19 protein-coding genes are annotated in these 19,179 nt (G+C 71.5%); 9 read left to right on the top strand and 10 right to left on the bottom strand.

The window, feature by feature from the left end:
- Positions 1-3 precede the first annotated feature (3 nt).
- Complete coding sequence (locus tag F4692_RS20015; RefSeq protein WP_179621501.1) at positions 4-1,185, bottom strand: winged helix DNA-binding domain-containing protein; 1,182 nt, start codon at positions 1,183-1,185, stop codon at positions 4-6.
- A 14-nt stretch (positions 1,186-1,199) separates the two neighbouring features.
- Entirely contained in the window at positions 1,200-2,384 is a 1,185-nt protein-coding gene (gene nadA, locus F4692_RS20020) for a quinolinate synthase NadA (RefSeq protein WP_179621502.1), read from the bottom strand.
- A 124-nt stretch (positions 2,385-2,508) separates the two neighbouring features.
- Here nadA and F4692_RS20025 point away from each other — a divergent pair, with 124 nt between their 5' ends.
- Complete coding sequence (locus tag F4692_RS20025) at positions 2,509-3,744, top strand: glucose-1-phosphate adenylyltransferase family protein (protein WP_179621503.1); 1,236 nt, start codon at positions 2,509-2,511, stop codon at positions 3,742-3,744.
- 31 nt (positions 3,745-3,775) lie between these two features.
- On the opposite strand, the gene F4692_RS20030 is transcribed toward F4692_RS20025, so the two are convergent.
- Positions 3,776-4,663 (bottom strand): GNAT family N-acetyltransferase, encoded by an 888-nt coding sequence (locus tag F4692_RS20030; protein WP_218858816.1) that lies wholly within the window; start codon positions 4,661-4,663, stop codon positions 3,776-3,778.
- On the bottom strand, positions 4,660-5,079 hold the full coding sequence (locus tag F4692_RS20035) for an SRPBCC domain-containing protein (protein ID WP_179621504.1): 420 nt from the start codon (positions 5,077-5,079) through the stop codon (positions 4,660-4,662). The genes F4692_RS20030 and F4692_RS20035 overlap by 4 nt, the downstream gene beginning before the upstream one ends.
- Before the next feature lie 42 nt (positions 5,080-5,121).
- On the opposite strand from F4692_RS20035, the gene F4692_RS20040 reads away from it, so the two are divergent.
- Entirely contained in the window at positions 5,122-6,204 is a 1,083-nt protein-coding gene (locus F4692_RS20040; protein WP_179621505.1) for a glycerate kinase family protein, read from the top strand.
- Between the two features lie 160 nt (positions 6,205-6,364).
- Positions 6,365-6,724 carry an iron-sulfur cluster insertion protein ErpA gene (gene erpA, locus F4692_RS20045; RefSeq protein ID WP_090971856.1) on the top strand — a complete coding sequence of 120 codons (360 nt, stop codon included), beginning with the start codon at positions 6,365-6,367 and terminating at the stop codon, positions 6,722-6,724.
- Positions 6,725-6,817: 93 nt separating this feature from the next.
- Here erpA and F4692_RS20050 read toward each other — a convergent pair whose 3' ends face one another.
- Positions 6,818-7,072, bottom strand: a complete 255-nt coding sequence (locus F4692_RS20050; protein ID WP_179621506.1) for a hypothetical protein — start codon at positions 7,070-7,072, stop codon at positions 6,818-6,820.
- 64 nt (positions 7,073-7,136) lie between these two features.
- Between F4692_RS20050 and F4692_RS20055 the strand changes: the two genes are divergently transcribed.
- Positions 7,137-8,123, top strand: coding sequence for a carbohydrate kinase family protein (locus tag F4692_RS20055; protein WP_179621507.1), 987 nt, complete (start codon positions 7,137-7,139; stop codon positions 8,121-8,123).
- Between the two features lie 19 nt (positions 8,124-8,142).
- Here F4692_RS20055 and F4692_RS20060 read toward each other — a convergent pair whose 3' ends face one another.
- Together F4692_RS20060 and F4692_RS20065 are read right to left on the bottom strand one after the other, a co-directional pair.
- Positions 8,143-8,382: a sulfurtransferase TusA family protein gene (locus F4692_RS20060; RefSeq protein WP_308645395.1), complete on the bottom strand. Its 240-nt coding sequence runs from the start codon at positions 8,380-8,382 to the stop codon at positions 8,143-8,145.
- Complete coding sequence (locus F4692_RS20065) at positions 8,379-9,506, bottom strand: cysteine desulfurase family protein (protein ID WP_308645396.1); 1,128 nt, start codon at positions 9,504-9,506, stop codon at positions 8,379-8,381. Before F4692_RS20065 ends, F4692_RS20060 begins: the two co-directional genes overlap by 4 nt.
- 165 nt (positions 9,507-9,671) lie before the next feature.
- On the opposite strand from F4692_RS20065, the gene ctaC reads away from it, so the two are divergent.
- From ctaC to F4692_RS20090, 5 genes are all read left to right on the top strand, one after another.
- Positions 9,672-10,562, top strand: a complete 891-nt coding sequence (ctaC, locus tag F4692_RS20070; RefSeq protein WP_308645397.1) for an aa3-type cytochrome oxidase subunit II — start codon at positions 9,672-9,674, stop codon at positions 10,560-10,562.
- Positions 10,559-12,337, top strand: coding sequence for an aa3-type cytochrome oxidase subunit I (gene ctaD, locus F4692_RS20075; protein ID WP_179621508.1), 1,779 nt, complete (start codon positions 10,559-10,561; stop codon positions 12,335-12,337). The genes ctaC and ctaD overlap by 4 nt, the downstream gene beginning before the upstream one ends.
- On the top strand, positions 12,334-12,732 hold the full coding sequence (locus tag F4692_RS20080) for a cytochrome c oxidase subunit 4 (protein WP_179621509.1): 399 nt from the start codon (positions 12,334-12,336) through the stop codon (positions 12,730-12,732). The genes ctaD and F4692_RS20080 overlap by 4 nt, the downstream gene beginning before the upstream one ends.
- 105 nt (positions 12,733-12,837) lie before the next feature.
- The gene (locus F4692_RS20085; protein WP_179621510.1) at positions 12,838-14,070 is read left to right on the top strand and encodes a L,D-transpeptidase; all 1,233 of its coding nucleotides are present in this window, start codon (positions 12,838-12,840) and stop codon (positions 14,068-14,070) included.
- A gap of 102 nt (positions 14,071-14,172) precedes the next feature.
- Complete coding sequence (locus tag F4692_RS20090; RefSeq protein WP_179621511.1) at positions 14,173-15,336, top strand: RtcB family protein; 1,164 nt, start codon at positions 14,173-14,175, stop codon at positions 15,334-15,336.
- A gap of 82 nt (positions 15,337-15,418) precedes the next feature.
- On the opposite strand, the gene qcrB is transcribed toward F4692_RS20090, so the two are convergent.
- The 3 genes from qcrB to qcrC are packed head-to-tail and all read right to left on the bottom strand — an operon-like array spanning position 15,419 to position 19,157.
- On the bottom strand, positions 15,419-17,173 hold the full coding sequence (gene qcrB, locus F4692_RS20095) for a cytochrome bc1 complex cytochrome b subunit (protein WP_374757312.1): 1,755 nt from the start codon (positions 17,171-17,173) through the stop codon (positions 15,419-15,421).
- Positions 17,170-18,288 carry a cytochrome bc1 complex Rieske iron-sulfur subunit gene (gene qcrA / locus F4692_RS20100; protein ID WP_308645398.1) on the bottom strand — a complete coding sequence of 373 codons (1,119 nt, stop codon included), beginning with the start codon at positions 18,286-18,288 and terminating at the stop codon, positions 17,170-17,172. The genes qcrB and qcrA overlap by 4 nt, the downstream gene beginning before the upstream one ends.
- The gene (qcrC, locus tag F4692_RS20105) at positions 18,285-19,157 is read right to left on the bottom strand and encodes a cytochrome bc1 complex diheme cytochrome c subunit (RefSeq protein WP_179621513.1); all 873 of its coding nucleotides are present in this window, start codon (positions 19,155-19,157) and stop codon (positions 18,285-18,287) included. The genes qcrA and qcrC overlap by 4 nt, the downstream gene beginning before the upstream one ends.
- Positions 19,158-19,179 lie beyond the last annotated feature (22 nt).

Raw genomic sequence — 19,179 nt, forward strand, 5'->3', positions numbered from 1 at the left:
GACTCAGGGCAGGCGAGCCTGCTTCATCTGCCGCGAGGCATAGACGTTGCCGATGACGGTGCCGTCCAGCCAGTCCGTCAGCCGCTCCGCCTCGCGCTCGAGCGCGGCCGTGCCGTCGGGGCCGACGTCCTCGAGCAGGGACAGGCGGACCCGGCCCGTCGCGTCCTGGACCCAGCAGCCGACGACCCGGCCGTCCCACCACGCGGTGGTGCCGGCGTTGCCGTTGGTGTCGAACAGGTAGGGCACGTGCGCGGGGTCGAGGTAGAAGCCGCGGGACCTCCAGCCCATGACGGTGGGGTCCAGGGTGGGGAGCAGCGCCGCCCAGGGCTCGAGGGGGCCGGCGTCGACGGTGTCGTCGGGCAGCACCCAGCCGGTCGTGCCGTCGTCGAGGGCGACCTCCTCCGCCTCGAGGTCGGCCAGGGCCCGGGTGACGGCCGTCTTGGTCGAGCCGAGCCACCACTGCACGTCGGCCGCCGTGCCCGGGCCGAAGGTGCCGAGCCACCGGCGTACGAGCTCGGCGTAGCCCGCTGCCTCGTCGAGCGGCGCAGGCACCTCGCCGAGCCAGTCCTCGGTCCGGACCCAGGTCGGCTTGTTGAGGCGCCAGTGGCCACCGTTGTGACCGCGGACGACGGCGCCGTCGAGGCCGAGGTGGGTGAGCACCCACGGGGCCACCGGGACGGGACGGTCCCACGTCTTGTCGGTGTCGCCGCCGATCGTCCCAGCGAGCTCGGGGACCTGTGCCCGGAGCTCGGCGGTCGTGGCGGGGCCGGCCGCCAGGCACGCGAGGGTCGCCTCGCGGGCGGCGTCGAGCCACGCCTCGCCGTCGGGGGCGATGCCGGCGCCCGTGATCGCCTTGGCGATCCGCTTGCGCTCCGAGGTGGCCACCCGGGCCGATGCGCTGCCCCACGCGGCGGGGAGCAGGTCACGGGGGAGGACGAACAGCGTCCGCCGCATCGCCAGTTGCTTGACCACCGAGCGGTCGTCGTAGAGGGCGGCGTCGACGTCCTGTGCGGTGACGCCCTCCGACCGGGCCGCGACGGCCAGGTGGACCGACGCGTACTCCGTCGAGTGGAGCACCGTCATCGCGCGGGTCACCGCCTCGGTGTCCCCGAGGCGGTGCGCCGGCGCGAGCGCGTGGCGTACGCCGATGCGGGCGCGGCGCTCGGCGTCGCTGATCCTGCGCACGGGTCCGGCCCGCCTCAGTCGCGGTGGGACTTGCCGGGCAGGTCGAGCATCCGCTGCAGCGCGACCAGCGCGTCGGCCTCGGTCTCGGGGTCGACGGTGATCTGGTTGACGACCTCGCCCGCGACGAGGTTCTCCAGGGCCCACACGAGGTGGGGGAGGTCGATGCGGTTCATCGTCGAGCAGTAGCAGACGTTGCGGTCGAGGAAGACGATCGTCTTGTCGGGGTGTGCGTCGGCGAGGCGCTTGACGAGGTTGAGCTCGGTGCCGATCGCCCACACCGTGCCGGGCTCGGCCGCCTCGATCGTCTTGATGATGAACTCGGTGGACCCGACCAGGTCGGCCTTGAGCACGACCTCGTGCCTGCACTCGGGGTGGACCAGGACGTTGATGCCGGGGTGCGCGGCGCGGAGCTCGTCGACGACGTCCTCGGAGAAGCGGCCGTGCACGGAGCAGTGGCCCTTCCAGAGGATCATCCGTGCCCGCTGCAGCTCGTCGGGGCTGAGGCCCCCACCGGGCAGGCGCGGGTCCCACACGACGCACTCGTCGAGGGCGATGCCCATCTGGAGGACCGCGGTGTTGCGGCCGAGGTGCTGGTCGGGCAGGAAGAGGACCTTCGCCCCGCCGTCGGCCCCGGCCTTCTGGTCGAACGCCCACTCCAGCGCGACGTCGGCGTTGGACGAGGTGCACACGACCCCGCCGTTGCGCCCGCAGAAGGCCTTGATGTCGGCAGAGGAGTTCATGTAGGTCACCGGCACGACGACGTCCTGGATGCCGGCGTCGGCCATCGCGTCCCAGGCGTCCTCGACCTGGCGCAGGCGGGCCATGTCGGCCATCGAGCAGCCGGCGGCGAGGTCGGGGAGCACCACCCGCTGCGTCGGCGAGGTCAGGATGTCGGCCGACTCGGCCATGAAGTGCACGCCGCAGAAGACGATGAACTCCGCGTCCGGGCGGGCTGCCGCGTCACGGGCGAGCTTGAAGGAGTCGCCGGTGACGTCGGCGAACTGGATGACCTCGTCGCGCTGGTAGTGGTGCCCCAGCACGAAGACCCGCTCGCCCAGCGCCGCCTTGGCCGCGCGGGCCCGCTCGACCAGGTCGGGGTCCGACGCCGCCGGGAGGTCACCGGGGCACTCGACGCCGCGCTCGGCGTCGAGGTCGCGGCCCTTGCCGAGGGGCAGCAGCGGGAGGTCGACGAGGCTCATCTGGGGTCCCTGCGGCGTTGGTCGGGGGAGCGAAGCGGAGGAGACGAACGTCGTGGGGTGTCTCTCATGCGGCCCATCCTAGGAGGGGGAGCGGGCGCCGAGCCGCGGGTGCCATGCTTCGACCATGACACGACGCGGCGAGGTCCTGGCCCTGGTGCAGGCGGGCGGTCAGGGATCCCGGATGGACGTGCTGACGCGCGAGCGCGCCAAGCCCGCGCTGCCGTACGGCGGCGTGCACCGGCTCATCGACTTCGCCCTGTCCGGGCTGGTCCACGCGGACCTCGCGGACGTGTGGGTGTCCCTGGAGTACCAGGTCACCTCCATCGACGACTACCTCTCCGGCGGGCGGCCGTGGAGCCTGGACCGCAACCGGGGCGGGTTCCGCAGGATCGTGCCGCAGACCGGGACCGGCCCCGCGACCGAGAGCGGCTTCGCCCACGGCAACGGCGACCTGCTGCTGCGGATGTCCGCCGACATCGAGGCGTTCGGTGCGCGCACCCTCGCGGTGCTCAGCGCCGACCACGTCTTCAACATGGACCTGGCGCCCGTCATCGAGGAGCACGTCGCGGCCGGCCGGGTCGCGACCGTCCTCACCAGCGACGTGACCCGCAAGGACGCCTCCGACAACGTCGTCGTGCTGACCGGCCGGGACGGCAGCATCACCGGGGTCGAGCACAAGCCGTCGCGGCCGTCGTCGGGGACCGTCGCCACCGAGATCTTCGTCTACGACACCGAGGTGCTGCTCGCGACGCTGCACGACCTGCGGCGCGAGCTGGCCGCCGGCGCGGACGACGCGGAGTCCGGGGACAGCGGCATCGGCGACTTCGGCGAGCACCTCCTCCCGCGGCTGGTCGAGCGCGGCCCGACGGCCGCCGTGCCGCTGAGCGGCTACTGGCGCGACGTCGGGCAGCCCGGCCTCTACCTCCAGTCGCACCGCGACCTGCTCGCCGGGAGGGTCGACGTCTTCGACCACCCGGGACGGCCGGTCATCTCGCACTGGCCGGACCGCCCCGCTGCGCGCGTACGCCCCTCCGGGGAGTGCCGCGGCTCGTTGCTGTCGCCGGGGGCGGACGTCGCCGGCCTGGTCGTCGGCAGCGTCCTCGGCCCGGGCGTGGTGGTAGAGAAGGGCGCGGAGGTCCACGACAGCGTGCTGATGGAGGACTGCGTGGTCCGCGCCGGCACGGTCGTGCGCACGGCCGTGCTCGACGAGCGCTGCGAGGTGGGTGGACGCGCTCGGGTCGGGGCCGAGCCCACGCGACGCCTGGCCCACGACGACGACCTGGTCCTGGTCGGCCGGGACTCCACGATCACCGCGGACGTCGGGGCGGGCGGGCGGCTCGAGCCGGGGTCGGACGCCTAGGCTGCAGCAGCGAGGGGAACCGCGGCGAGGGCTACAGCAGCGAGCCGTGGTGCAGGTAGGGCGAGGGCGGCGTCATCCGGCGCAGGCAGAGGTAGCCGTCGGTGTAGATGGCCAGCCGCGCCGCGAGGCCGACGTCGAGGGCCCACTGGTTGGCGGCCGTGACGTGCGGCACGGACACCTGCGCACCCGGGGCCGACGAGGCCAGCGCCTCCCACGTGAGGTGGGCGGCCGTGCGCCGGTTCGTCGCGGCCACCAGGACCGGCGTCCCGTCGGAGTCGACGTAGGCGTAGCCGGATCCCGTCGGGTGGTCGGTGACGACCAGTCGGAACTGGGCGAGCAGCAGCTCGTGGTCGCCGAGGTGGGCCGCGCCCCGGGTTCGCCGGTCGACCGAGTCGAGCAGGTCGAGGTCGCCCGCCGAGCCGTCGCGGACCCGGTCGACGACGGGGATGGCCGCGCGGTCGACGACCCCGGTGAGCGTCATCTGGGGGTGCAGGTCGAAGCCGGCCAGCCGGTAGCGGCGTACGGCGCCGGGGTCGGCGCTGGCGGCGAACATCCCGCGCAGGCAGCCGCGACCGTGGTGGAGCGCGGCCGCCATGAGCTGGGTGCCGATGCCCTGCGACTGGTGCGCGGGGAGGACGGCGAAGGACGCGAGGATCCACATGAGCTCGCGGGTGCGCGACACCGCGCCGCCGACGACCTCGCCGTCGACCTCGGCCACCCAGCAGCCGCCCGGGTCGGTCTCCAGCGCCCGCCTGGTGCGCGCGATCCAGTGGCCGTTGCGGCCGGCGGGACGACGTACGGGGTCGGGCCAGTCACGCTGCGCGGTCCGCAGGGCGGCCACGTGGTAGCTCGTCGCGGTGACCTCGGCGAAGTCGGCGAGGTCGGACTCGCGCATCGGCCGGATGACCGGCGCGCTCACGACACGTGGGTGGCGTAGCGCTGGAGCAGGGCGTCCCAGTGGGTGTACCTCGCGCGGACCTGCTCGGAGCCTTCGGCCCACCCGCTGTGCTCGAGTCGCACCCGGGTGCCGCTGCCCTCGTCGGTGAACCGCACGTCGAGCCGGGTCGGCGCCGCCTGGTCGTGGCCGAGCCAGAAGTCCATGACGAGGTGGCCCAACGGGTCCCAGGTGGTCACGCGGCCCCACGTGTAGCGCTGGTCGTCGTCGTGGACGGTCTCGACCGGACCGTTGGGGTCGATGGCGATGCTGCTGAACGTCGGCGGGTCCGGGCTCAGCATCGGGTCCCACCACTCGCCCATCTGCGCGGTGAAGCCGACGAACGCGAGCGCGGGTGCCACCGGGACCGTGATCTCCGCGACGACGGGGTCGAGACTCATGCCACCAGCATGCCGGACGACCGGGCTTGCCATCATGTCGCCATGCGCGTGCTCATCGCCCCGGACAAGTTCGCCGGCACCCTCACCGCGGTGCAGGCCGCCGAGGCCATCGCCGCGGGCTGGCGCCGGCACGCGCCCGACGACGAGCTCGACCTCGCCCCGATGGCCGACGGCGGACCCGGATTCGTCGACGTGCTCCACGTCGCGCTGGGCGGCCGGCTCGACGCCGTCACCGTCGGCGGGCCGCACGGGACACCCGTCCCGGCGGTGGTGCTGCGGGCGGGGGAGACGGCGTACGTCGAGAGCGCCCAGGCGGTCGGCCTGCACCTCGTGTCCGGGTCGCCGGAGACCGCGAGCAGCCGTGGCGTGGGCGAGCTGGTGCTGGCGGCCGTCGAGGGCGGCGCGACGACCGTGGTGGTGGGCCTCGGCGGGTCCGGGACCACCGACGGCGGGGCCGGCGTGCTGTCCGCGCTGGGCGCCGTGGCCGACGGCGACCTCGACGGCGGGGCCGCCGGGCTCGCCTCCGTCACGTCCGTCGACCTGTCCGCGGCGCGCGCTCGCCTCGAGGGCGTCACGCTCGTCGCGGCGAGCGACGTCGACAGCCCGCTCACCGGGCTCTTCGGCGCCGCGAAGACCTTCGGGCCCCAGAAGGGCATCGCCGAGGAGCGCATCGCCGTGGTCGACGGCTGGCTCGAGGGCTTCGCGGCGGCGACGGACCGGCGTACGTCCCTGGAGAAGGGCGCCGGGGCCGCCGGGGGGATCGGGTACGCCCTCCTCGCCCTGGGCGCGACGCGCGAGCCGGGCATCGGGCTGGTCGCCTCCGCCGTCGCCCTCGCCGACCGCGCCCGGTCCGCGGACCTCGTGGTCACCGGCGAGGGTGCCTTCGACTTCTCCAGCCGCGCCGGCAAGGTGCCCTACGGCGTCGCGGCGATCGCCTCGGAGGCGCTGCGCCCGTGCGTGGCCCTCGCGGGCCAGGTGCTCGTCGGGTCCCGCGAGATGCGCGCCCTCGGGATCGAGTCGGCGTACTCCCTCGTCGAGCTCGTGGGGGAGGAGCGCGCCTTCGCCGTCCCCGCCGACGCCCTCGCCGACCTCGCCGCCCGCGTCGCGCGCACGTGGTCGCGCTGAGGCGCTCGGAAGGGGTCGGCTTGCCCGGCTGCGCCGTGCAGCGCCGCTCCGCCGCGGCGGATCCGTCGACTCCGTCGCCGGCTCCTTGCGACGTTCAGGAATAACCCACCGTGTGCGACCATTGAGGCAAGCAGTACCCGAGACTTCCTGGAGTGATGAGATGACCGAGCAGGTCGAGACCACTGAGCGCCGCACCGACCAGATCAACCTCTCCGCTGTCGCCGCCGGCAAGGTGAAGAGCCTCCTGGAGCAGGAGGGTCGTGACGACCTGGCCCTGCGCATCTCCGTGCAGCCGGGTGGCTGCTCGGGCCTGCGCTACCAGCTCTTCTTCGACGAGCGCACGCTCGACGGCGACGTCACCACCGACTTCGACGGCGTGACCGTCGTCGTCGACCGGATGAGCGTCCCCTACCTCAACGGTGCCGAGATCGACTTCGTCGACACCATCGAGAAGCAGGGCTTCACGATCGACAACCCCAACGCCACCGGCTCCTGCGCCTGCGGCGACTCGTTCCACTGAGCGAGACCCGGTCAGTCGACTGACCACACCAGCAACAGCACGAAGGCCCCCGCCGTTCGGCGGGGGCCTTCGTCGTACGTCGAGGTGAGGCGGTCAGTCCAGGTGGAGGTGGAGCGCGTTGGCGATCCGCGCCGCGGCCTCGGAGACCCGGATCTCGCGCTTGCCCACCTCGGCGGGGAAGTCCTCGAAGCGCAGGCTCGGGGCGGGGGAGACGGCGGCCTGCGCGGCACGCTCGAGCCGGGTCTGGATGCCGAGGTGGCGACCGGCCTCGCGGCCGTCCGCGGCCAGCTCGGCGGGCGTCCCCAGCTCGTCGGAGACCAGGTAGGAGGGGCGGCGTGAGGTCGTCATGGGGACGACGCTAGGGGCTACTGATGCGTAGCCCGAGCCGTACCGGTAGGTAGTGTCTCGCGTCGTGTCCCTCCTCGTAGCCGGATCCATCGCGACCGACCACCTGATGTCCTTCCCGGGCAGGTTCGCCGACAGCCTGGTCGTGGACCAGCTCGACAAGCTCTCGGTGTCCTTCCTGGTCGAGGACCTCGAGGTGCGACGCGGCGGTTGTGCCGCCAACATCTGCTTCGGGCTCGGCAACCTGGGCCTGCGGCCGGTGCTCGTCGGCGCCGTCGGCGAGGACTTCGCCGAGTACCGCGCCTGGCTCGAGCGGCACAACGTGGACTGCGGCTCCGTGCACGTCTCCGAGACCCGTCACACCGCGCGCTTCGTGTGCACCAACGACAGCGCCCACGCGCAGATCGCGAGCTTCTACGCCGGCGCGATGAGCGAGTCGCGCGAGATCGAGCTGAAGCCGATCGTCGACCGCGTCGGCGCCCCGGACTACGTCCTCATCGGGCCGGACGACCCGCAGGGGATGCTGCGGCACACCCAGGAGTGCCGCCAGCGCGGCTATCCCTTCCTCGCCGATCCGTCCCAGCAGCTCGCGTTCGGCGACGGCGACCTGATCCGCCCGCTCATCGACGGCGCGGAGATCCTGTTCTCCAACGAGTACGAGGCCAGCCTCATCACCCAGAAGACCGGCTGGAGCCGCGAGGAGGTGCTCTCGCGCGTCGGCACCTGGGTCGTCACCCTCGGCCCCGACGGCGTGCGCATCGACCGCGAGGGCGAGGAGTCGGTCGTCGTGCAGGCCGTCCCCGAGATCGAGAAGGTCGAGCCCACCGGCGTCGGTGACGCCTTCCGCGCGGGCTTCCTCGCCGCCCTCAGCTGGGGCCTCGGCCACGAGCGCGCCGCCCAGCTCGGCTGCCTGCTCGCGGTGTACGTCGTCGAGCAGGTCGGCACGCAGGAGTACGAGATCGCCCGGGGGGCCTTCCTCGCCCGCTGCGAGGCGACCTACGGCGCCGACGCGGTCGCCGACTTCGAGCCCCACCTGAAGACGATCCGCAGCTGACCCGCGCCCGGGCCGACGCTCAGTCGAGCCGGCGCACGACGTAGCGGGGCCGTCCGTCGTCGGTGACCTCGGCGCGGACGTACTCCTGGCCCTTCATCCGGCACCAGGCGGGCACGTCCACCGCCGCCGCGGGGTCCAGCGCCACCACGGCGAGCAGCTGGCCGACCTCCACCTCGCCGAGGTGCCGCGCGAGCTCGATGACCGGCATCGGGCAGGGCATGGTGGTGCAGTCGAGCTCCAGGGCCGCGCGCTCGCTCACATCCCCACCCGGGACCTGATCTCGGCGACCACGCCGGGCAGCGCGTCGCAGAAGGCGTCGACGTCGGCACGGGTGGTGTCGCGGTGCAGCGAGAGCCGGACGTTGCCGTGCGTGAGCACGCCCATCGCCTCCAGGACGTGGCTCGGGGTCAGCGTGGACGCGGTGCAGGCCGAGCCGCTGGCGATGCCGAGACCGCGCCGGTCGAGCTCGGTGACCAGTGCCTCCCCGTCGACGTAGAGGCAGGAGAACGTCACGAGGTGGGGGAGCCGGTGGTCGGGGTCGCCCACCACCTCGACGTCGGGCACCTCGGCGCCCACGCGACGGCGTACGACGTCGACGAGCGCGTGCTGCCTGGCCCCGACCTCCTCGCGCTCGGCCACCACGGCCTGCAGCGCGGCAGCGGCGGCGAGGACGCCGGGGACGTTCTCGAAGCCGGTCGAGCGCTCGTCGACGCGGTCGTCGCCGGGGAAGGGGTTGCGCCACCGCGCCCGCTTGCGCACGAGCAGCACCCCCACCCCGGCCGGTCCGCCCCACTTGTGGGCCGACCCTGCAGCGGCGGACCAGCCCTCGGGCAGCGGCAGCCGGCCCATCGAGGCGCAGGCGTCGGTGAAGAGCGGGACGTCGTCGGGCAGCGCGAGGCGACCGACCGGCTGGACGGTGCCGACCTCGTGGTTGGCGGTCTGCAGGGCGACCACCCCGACCTCGGGCGACGCGGCCGCCTGCGTGAGCTCGTCACCGCGGACACGGCCGTCACCGGTCACCCCGACCTCCCGGGCACGTGCGCCCCAGGCGACCGCGTGCCGCACCGCGGAGTGCTCCACCGCCGGGTGGACGACGACGTCGCCGCGGCGCGAGCCCCGCACGAGTCCGAGCAGGCCCAGGTGGACCGCGTGCGTGCCGCTCGGCGTGAACGTGACCTCGTCGGGGCGTACGCCCAGCGCCTGCGCCGTCGCGTCGCGCGCGTTGTCGAGCAGCAGCCGCGCCTCCCGACCCGGGCGGTGCAGGCGCCGGGGGTCGGCGTACCCCCGGTCGAGGGCCGCGAGGAGCACCTCGCGGGCCGCCGGGTGGAGCGGCTCGGACGAGGCGCTGTCCAGGTCGCCCGGTCCGGTCATGGGCGCGGTCACAGGGGCAACTTATGCCACGCAGGCGTGGGTCCCACCACAGTTCGGACGACACCCCACCCTGCCCGGCACGACGGAGCCGGATGGGGATACTCTCTACAGGTCGAGAAGGACCGAGAGAGAGGCTCGTCAGTGGGTCTGCAAGTCCCCAACCTTCCAGGTGCGCTCGTGCGGCGCACCCTGAAGGTCGCGCTGCTGGGCGTGACGATGCTGGTGCTGGCCGGGTGCTCCGAGGCCGACCAGCACCAGATCCGCAACCTCGCCATGCCCGACCGCGCGAGCGCGGAGGGCCCCTACACCTACGAGCTGTGGAAGTGGGCGTGGGTCGCCGCGATGGTGACCGGTGTCATCGTCTGGGGCCTGATCTTCTACGCCGTCGTGCGGTTCCGCCGACGCAGCGACGACGAGGTCCCGCGGCAGACGCGCTACAACCTCCCGCTCGAGGTCTTCTACACGATCGCCCCGGTCCTCATGTGCGTCGTGTTCTTCTTCCACACCGTCCGCGTCCAGGACGAGGTCCTCAACATCGACCCCGAGCCCGACGTGACCGTCGAGGTCCTGGGCCAGCAGTGGTCGTGGACCTTCAACCACGGCATCGGCGAGCAGGACCCGAGCGCGACGGCCGAGTACGACAGCGAGGGCGAGGCCGACTTCGCCTACGACTCCTACGTCTACACCTCCGGCACCGGCGCCCAGATCCCGACGCTCGTGCTCCCGGTCGACCAGACCATCCAGTTCAACCTGCACTCGCCCGACGTCATCCACGACTTCGGCGTGCCGGCGTTCCTCGTCAAGATGGACGTCATCCCCGGCCGCGTGAACAAGCTCCAGATCACGCCGACCGTCGAGGGGACCTACGCCGGCAAGTGCTACGAGCTCTGCGGCGTCTCCCACTCCCGGATGCTCTTCAACGTCGAGGTCGTCAGCCAGGACGAGTACGAGGCCTACCTCGCCGACCTGGCCGAGGCGGGCAACACCGCCGAGACCCCCGTCCTCGGTGGCGACTACGTCCGCGAGCAGGCCGGCCTCGAGACCGACTCGGAAGGACACAGCGAGTGACCGCCACCACGTCCACCGCTCCGCAGAGCCCGGCGCAGCCTCCGGAGCAGCCGCGCAAGACGCTCGGCCAGCAGGTCGTCCGGCTGCTCACGACGACCGACCACAAGCTGATCGGCAAGATGTACCTCATCACGTCGTTCGGCTGGTTCCTGGCCGCCGGCCTGATGGCGATGCTGATCCGCGCCGAGCTCGCCTACCCGGGCATGCAGGTCGTCAACGACCAGCTCTACAACCAGTTGTTCACGATGCACGGCACGATCATGCTGCTGCTGTTCGCGACGCCGCTGTTCTTCGGCTTCTCCAACGTGATCATGCCGCTGCAGATCGGCGCACCCGACGTCGCGTTCCCGCGCCTCAACATGTTCAGCTACTGGCTGTTCCTGTTCGGTGGCCTCATCGCCGCGTCCGGCTTCCTCACCCCGCAGGGGGCCGCCGACTTCGGCTGGTTCGCCTACACGCCGCTCTCCGACGCCGTCCGCAGCCCGGGCGTCGGCGGCGACCTCTGGATCATGGGTCTGTGGATGGCCGGTCTCGGCTCCATCCTCGGTGGCGTCAACTTCATCACCACGATCATCTGCATGCGCGCGCCCGGCATGACGATGTTCCGGATGCCGATCTTCGTCTGGAACACGCTCATCACCTCGATGCTCGTGATCCTGGTCTTCCCGATCCTCGCGGGCGCCCTGCTCTCGCTCGAGGCCGACCGGCTCTTCGGCGCCCACGTCTTCGACCCGTCGCACGGCGGACCGATCCTGTGGCAGCACCTGTTCTGGTTCTTCGGGCACCCCGAGGTCTACATCATCGCGCTGCCGTTCTTCGGCATCATCTCCGAGATCCTCCCGGTCTTCAGCCGCAAGCCGATCTTCGGCTACGTCGGCCTGGTCGCCGCGACGCTCGGCATCGCGATGCTCTCGGTGGCCGTCTGGGCCCACCACATGTTCGTCACCGGCGCGGTCGACCTGCCGTTCTTCTCCGGCATGACGTTCCTCATCGCCGTGCCGACAGGCGTGAAGTTCTTCAACTGGATCGGCACGATGTGGGGCGGGAGCCTGTCGTTCGACACCCCGATGCTGTGGTCGATCGGCTTCCTCACCACCTTCCTCTTCGGTGGCCTCACCGGCGTCATCCTGGCCAGCCCGCCGCTCGACTTCCACGTGTCCGACTCCTACTTCGTGGTGGCGCACTTCCACTACGTGGTCTTCGGCACCGTGGTGTTCGCGATGTTCGCCGGGTTCTACTTCTGGTGGCCCAAGATGACCGGCAAGATGCTCGACGAGCGTCTCGGCAAGGTGCACTTCTGGATCCTGTTCATCGGCTTCCACACCACGTTCCTCGTCCAGCACTGGCTGGGTGTCGAGGGCATGCCGCGCCGCTACGCCGACTACCTGCCCGACGACGGCTTCACGACGCTCAACCAGATCTCCACGGTGGGCTCGTTCCTGCTCGGTGCGTCGATGCTGCCGTTCCTCTACAACGTCTACGTCTCCGCCCGGGGTCCGAAGGTCGAGGTCGACGACCCGTGGGGCTGGGGCCGCTCGCTCGAGTGGGCTACCAGCTCCCCGCCGCCGCGCCACAACTTCCACACCCTGCCGCGGATCCGTTCCGAGTCGCCGGCCTTCGACCTCCACCACCCGGAGATCGCGATGCTGGAGCTTCACGAGAACCCGGGTGAGCGCAACGGTGACGTCGCCGACGCCCCGGACGTCGAGGGACGCGAGGAGCTGCTCCGCCAGCGCGCCGAGCGCAACGACCCCAACGAGGGAGACAACCGATGAAGGCCGAGGCATGGATCTTCGGTGTGACCGCGATCTTCGTGGCGGTCGTGACGCCGGCCTACTGGTTCCTCGCCGAGGACTGGACCGGCACGTCCGCCCTGGTCATGACCGCGCTGCTCTTCGGCATGGTGACCCTCTACCTCGGCTTCCACGCCACGCGCATGGACCCGCGGCCCGAGGACCGCAAGGACGGTGACATCGCCGACGGCGCCGGCGAGCTGGGCTTCTTCCCGCCCTACTCGTGGTGGCCGCTGTGGTGCGCGCTCGCCCTCGGCGTGATCGTCTTCGGCACGGCGATGTCGGCCTGGTGGCTCGTGGTCATCGGCTTCACCGTCGGCACCGTGATGACCTGCGGCTTCGTCTTCGAGTACTACCGGGGCGAGCACGCCCACTGAGCGCTCGCGCCGCGCCCATCGACGCTTAACGGAACAGCCCGCCCAGCACGTACGCTGGACGGGCTGTTCCTGTTCCACCTGATCGTCTCACTGGGGGTACGCCGCATGCGCTCTCGCGCGCTCTCGTCCTCGACACCTGCGCTCCGTCGTACGGCCGCCGCCGCGTCGTTGCTGACCCTCGCAGCGGGTCTCTCGGCCTGCACCACGAGCTTGGGTGCGGGAGCCGGGGACGGTGCGGACCGGCCCGGACGCACGGCCGCCGGCGCCGCCGAGACCGCCCCTCCCGAGCCCGTCCGCCTGACGACGAGCTTCGCCGACGCCAAGGCCGTCCCGATCGACGCCCCGGTCACGGTCACGACCCCCGGCGGCACCCTCGACGACGTCGAGGTCACCTCGGCCGCAGGGACGCTGGAGGGCGCGGTGACGGACGGCACCTGGACCTCCGCCACCCGCCTGGAGCCCGGCACCGACTACGCCATCACCGCGACGGCGACCCGCTCCGACGGCCGCACGGTCGAGCGCACCCGGGCCTTCCACACGGTCGACCTCACCCTCGCCGAGCAGACCTACGCCTCCGTCGCGCCGCTCGACGGGGAGACCGTCGGCGTCGGCATGCCGGTCGTCGTCACCTTCGACGTCCCGGTGAGCGACCGCGCGCTCTTCGAGCAGCACATGGAGGTCACCAGCACGCCGGCCCAGAAGGGCTCGTGGTACTGGCTGAGCGACCGCGAGGCCCGCTGGCGCCCCGCGAGCTACTGGAAGGCCGGGACGAAGGTCGCGATCGACCTCGCCATCAACAGCCTGCCCGCCGGCAACGGCGTCTACGGCCAGGAGGACCGGCGCATCTCGTTCGAGGTCGGCGACGCGCACGTCTACAAGGTCGACGCCCGCACCCACCAGATGCAGGTCTTCTCCAACGGCGACCTGCTGCGCACCCTGCCGATCACGACCGGCAAGCCCGGCTTCGTCACCCGCTCGGGCACGAAGGTCATCATGGAGAAGTTCGCCGAGCGGCGGATGAACTCCGAGACGGTCGGCATCAACCGCAACAGCCCGGAGGCCTACGACATCGACGACGTGCAGTGGGCCATGCGGCTCACCAACTCGGGGGAGTTCATCCACGCGGCGCCGTGGTCCGTCGGGTCCCAGGGCTACGCCAACGTCTCCCACGGCTGCACCGGCATGTCGACCGCCGACGCGGGGTGGCTGTACGCCATGAGCCGCCGTGGCGACGTCGTCGAGTACACCGGCACCGACCGCCAGATGACGCTGGACAACGGCTACGGCGACTGGAACCTCTCGGCGAAGGCGTGGAAGCAGGGGTCCGCCCTCTCCTGATGCACACCCGAAATGGGCGGTGCAACCCCATTCGCCTTCCCTAGCATCTCCCGTCGGTCCGCGTCCGCGGGCCGGCACGACGAAGCAGGACGAGGAAGGACGATGGAGCAGCTGACCCCGACGCTCATGAGCTGGGCGTCGATCCTGGAGGACGACACGCGCGAGCAGGCGGAGTCGACGGCACGGATGCCGTTCATCCACCCGCACGTGGCGCTGATGCCCGACGCGCACCTGGGCCTGGGCGCCACGGTGGGGTCGGTGATCCCGACCCTCGGCGCGATCATCCCGGCCGCCGTCGGCGTGGACATCGGTTGCGGCATGATCGCGGTGCGCACCCAGTACGCCGTGGGTGACCTGCCCGAGGACCGCAGGCCGGTCCGGGAGGCGATCGAGCGGGCGATCCCGCTGAATGCCGGCGCGGCGAACCGCACGGTGAGCCGGGAGCACACCGAGGTGCGGCTCGCCCGGTTGCGCGAGCTCGCCGAGGCCGCCGGCTTCGACCCCGGGACGTACGCGCGGCGGTGGGACCTCCAGCTGGGCACGCTCGGGTCGGGCAACCACTTCATCGAGGTGACGGCCGACGAGACCGGGGGAGTGTGGCTGTTCCTGCACTCGGGCTCACGGGGCGTGGGCAACCGGATCGCCCAGAAGCACATCGGCGTCGCGCGCGAGGTCTGCGCGGATGTCGACCTGCCGCACCGCGACCTGGCCTACCTGACGGAGGGCACGGACGACTTCGACGCCTACATCCGCGAGATGCGGTGGGCGCAGACCTACGCCCTGCTCAACCGTGAGGAGATGATGGATCGGGTCGTGCGCCAGTTCGGCGAGTGGGTCGGCGGCGACGTGGAGCGGGTGGAGGAGATCAACTGCCACCACAACTACACCGAGCGCGAGCACCACTACGGCCGGGACGTCTGGCTGTCCCGCAAGGGCGCGATCAACGCCGAGGCGGGTCGGCCCGGGCTGATCCCGGGATCGATGGGCACGGCGTCCTACGTGGTGGTCGGCACGGGCGACCCGGTCTCCCTGCGCTCGGCGCCGCACGGTGCCGGTCGGGAGTACTCCCGGACCCGGGCGCGCAGGACGTTCAACGCCGACGACCTCCGTGCCGCGATGGTGGGCATCGAGTACCGCGACACCGACGCGTTCATCGACGAGATCCCGGCGGCGTACAAGGACATCGACCAGGTGATGTCCGACGCGGCCGAGCTCGTGGAGGTACGCCACGTGCTGCGCCAGCTCGTCAACGTCAAGGGCGACTGACCCGGGTCGTCGCGGACGGCGAAGGGCCCGCCTGGATCATCCAGGCGGGCCCTTCGTGTGTCGTACGTCGTGCGTGCGCGACTCAGTGGTCGCGCAGCGGCACCTCGTCGGTGTCGCGCAGGCGGTGGTCGTCGAACTGGTGACCGTCCGCCGGGTGGTCGAGACCCGACTGGAGCTCGGCCTCGTGCTCGGCGTGGTGGTGCGCCTCCTCGAGCTCGGCCCGGGTGGGCTTCTGCACGTTGTGGCGGTACATCCACGAGGAGAGCCTGGCGCGCAGCTTCTCCGAGCGCGAGTTGGGTGCCGCCACGCCGGCGGCGTCGGTGTCGCCCCCGACGGCGTGGATCTCGTCCCGCTCACGCGCGGTGAGCGTGTAGGCGGCCGTCTCGCTGATCGGCAGGTGCCGCTCGGCGTACTGGCCCTCGGGGGAGCGGGTGATGATGCCCGTCTCGTAGCCGTGGAGCAGCTTCTCGTTGTCGTGGCGCTGCAGCGAGATGCACCAGCGGCGCGTGATCCAGAACGCCAGGAGCGGACCGAGGAAGATCGCGATGCGCATGAAGTAGGTGATCTGGTTGATGCTCAGGTGCAGCTTGATCGCGATGATGTCGTTGCCGCCCGCGGCCCAGGCGAGGCCGTAGAAGGTCATCAGGGCGACCATGACCGCCGTGCGTGTCGGCGCGTTGCGCGGGCGCTGCAGCAGGTGGTGGTCACGCTTGTCGCCGGTGATCCAGCCCTCGATGAACGGGAGCAGCATCAAGATGACGAGCATCAGCGGCGGGACGAGCAGGATCGGGATCAGCACGTTCCACGAGATCGTGTAGCCGAAGATCACGCTCTCCATGTGGCTGGGCATGATCCGCAGCAGGCCGTCCGGCCAGCCCATGTACCAGTCGGGCTGGGAGCCCGCGGTGACCTTCGTCGGGTCGTAGGGCCCGAACTTCCACACCGGGTTGATCGACATCAGGCCACCCATGAGGGCGATGACGCCGAAGACCATGAAGAAGAAGCCACCGGCCTTGGCGGCGTACACGGGCAGCATCGGGTAGCCGACGACGTTCTGCTCGGTGCGGCCGGGGCCGGGCCACTGCGTGTGCTTGTGGTAGACGAGCAGCAGCATGTGCGCCGCGATCAGGGCCAGCAGGATGCCGGGGATCAGCAGCACGTGGATGATGTAGAGCCGCGGGATGATCGACTCGCCCGGGAACTCGCCGCCGAAGAGCAGGAACGACATGTAGGTGCCGACGACGGGCGTCGCCTTGAGGAAGCCGTCCGCGGCGCGGACGCCGGTGCCGGAGAGCAGGTCGTCGGGCAGGGAGTAGCCGGTGAAGCCCTCGAGCGTGCCCAGCAGCAGCAGGATGCAGCCGATGACCCAGTTGAGCTCGCGCGGCTTGCGGTAGGCGCCGGTGAAGGCGACGCGCAGCAGGTGGACCATCATCGAGGCGATGAAGATGGCCGCCGCCCAGTGGTGCATCTGGCGCATCAGCAGGCCGCCGCGCACGTCGAAGGAGATGTGCAGCGTCGAGGCCATCGACTCCGACATGCCGACGCCGCGGAGCTGGTCGTAGGAGCCCTCGTAGGTGATGTGACCCATCGACGGGTTGAACCACAGGGTCAGGAAGACGCCGGTGAGGAGCAGTACGACGAAGCTCCACAGCGCGATCTCGCCGAGCATGAACGACCAGTGGTCGGGGAAGACCTTGCGCAGGTTCTTCTTCATCGCGGTGGCCAGGCCGAGCCGGTCGTCGGCCCACGTGGCCAGCGACCCGGCGGGGCCGGGCTTCTTCGCGGTCGCGGCGTCGGTGCGGTTGCTCGTCGCGACCTTGCTGGTGTCGACGCTCACTGCTTCTCACGCTCCCAGTAGCTAGCCCCGATGGGCTCGGTGAAGTCGCTCTGCGCGACGAGGTACCCCTCATCGTCCACCGCCAGTGGCAGCTGCGGAAGGGGGCGGGCAGCCGGACCGAAGACGACCTTGGCGTGGTCGGCGAGGTCGAACGTCGACTGGTGGCACGGGCACAGCACGTGGTGCGTGGTGCGCTCGTAGAGGGAGATCGGGCACCCCACGTGGGTGCAGATCTTGGAGTAGCAGATGATGCCGTCGACGGTCCACTTCTCCCGGCCCTCGAGCGGGATGATGTCGTCGGGGTCCATGCGGACGATGATGATCGCGCCCTTGGCCTTCTCGGCCTGCTCCTCGGCGCCGTGGAGCTCGGGGTAGCCGTTCTCCTCGCTGGGGAACATCGCCTCCGGGGCGGCGTTGATGAGGTCGCCCATCTCGATCTCGCTGGCGAGGATCGGGGTGCCCACCACGTCGCGGACCAGGCGCATGCCCGGCTCCCAGATCGTGTGGGCCAGCTTGCCGATGTCGAGCGCGTTGCCGGGGGCCAGGTCGCGCAGCACGACGACGGCCGGGAGGCCGAGGAGGCCGACCGCGCCGAGCATGGTGTTGCGCACGAGCGGGCGCCGGCCGATGCCGGCCTCGTCGAGGCCGGTGTTGAGCGCCTCGACGGTGGCCTCGCGGTCCTCGGGGGGCGAGGCCGCCGGGTGGCGCATCTCGACGATCTCGACGTCGGCCATGAGCTTGCGCGCCAGGTGGATGATCCCGGTGCCGATGAGGAGCAGCGTGATGCCGAGCGTGGTGCCGAGGGCGAGCGTGGAGGCGCCCATGCCCGCGAAGGTGTCCCAGTCGTCGCCGACCTCGAAGGAGAAGTAGGCGACGACGAAGAGGACCGAGAAGACCATGGCGGCGATGAACATGGCCGCGATCTGCCGCTCGGCGCGACGCTCGGCCTTGGGGTCGACGTCGGTCGGGCGCCACGTGTGCGCCGGGAGGCCGGGGTCCGCGATCGGCTCCGCCGCGCGGTGCGCCGGCACGTGCGAGTCGGCGCCGGTCTCGTCGCTGTAGGGCTCCGGGGTGCCGTCGGGGCCGTTGACGGGCCGGTTGTCGTCGTTGCTCACGGGTTCACCTTGCTCTTCTTCGTGCGGGTCGTGTGCGACGCGATCCACACCGCCGCACCGACGAGTCCACCGATGCCCAGCAGCCATGCGAACAGGCCCTCGGACACGGGGCCGAGGCCGCCCAGCGTGAAGCCGGCGTACTCGGCGTTGTCCTCGAGGCTGTCGAGGTACGCGATCACGTCGCGCTTCTCCTCGGGGGAGAGGTTGCCGTTGCTGAAGTTCGGCATCTGCTGCGGACCGGTCAGGAGCGCCTCGAAGATGTACTTGCCCTCGACGCCGTGGAGCGAGGGGGCGTAGCCGCCGCGCGGCATCGCGCCGCCGGCACCGTTGAAGTTGTGGCAGGCGGTGCAGTTGGTGAGGAAGATCTGGCCGCCGCGGGAGATGGCCTCCTCGCGCTCCTCCTCCGAGAGGCCCTCGATGGAGTAGTCGGACTCGTTGGGGATGGCCGGGCCGGGGCCCAGCGAGGCGACGTAGGCCGCGAGCGCCGCGGTCTCCTCGTCGCTGAACACCGGAGGCTTGCGCGGCGCCTGCTGGCCGGGCTGCACCATCGGCATGCGGCCGGTGCCGACCTGGAAGTCGACCGCGGCGGCGCCGACGCCCACCAGCGACGGACCGAGCTGGTAGCCCTCGCGCACGGTCGGGACGCCCTCGCCGTTCTGGCCGTGGCAGAACGAGCAGCTGGCGAGGAAGAGCTCCTTGCCCTGCGCGACCTGGTCGGTCTCGCTCGGCTGGCTGTCAGCCTGGGCAGGGGAGAACGCCGTGTAGAGGGAGCCGCTGATCACGAGGCCCAGCAGCAGCACGACGAGACCGGCGAGCGGCCCCCGGCGATGCCGGGAGAGGCGACCAGCGGTTCGGTTGAGCAGACGCACGATGAGTCCTTGCCGGTGTCGG

The organism is Nocardioides cavernae (genome assembly GCF_013410035.1).
GTDB classification, from domain to species: Bacteria; Actinomycetota; Actinomycetes; order Propionibacteriales; family Nocardioidaceae; genus Nocardioides; species Nocardioides cavernae_A.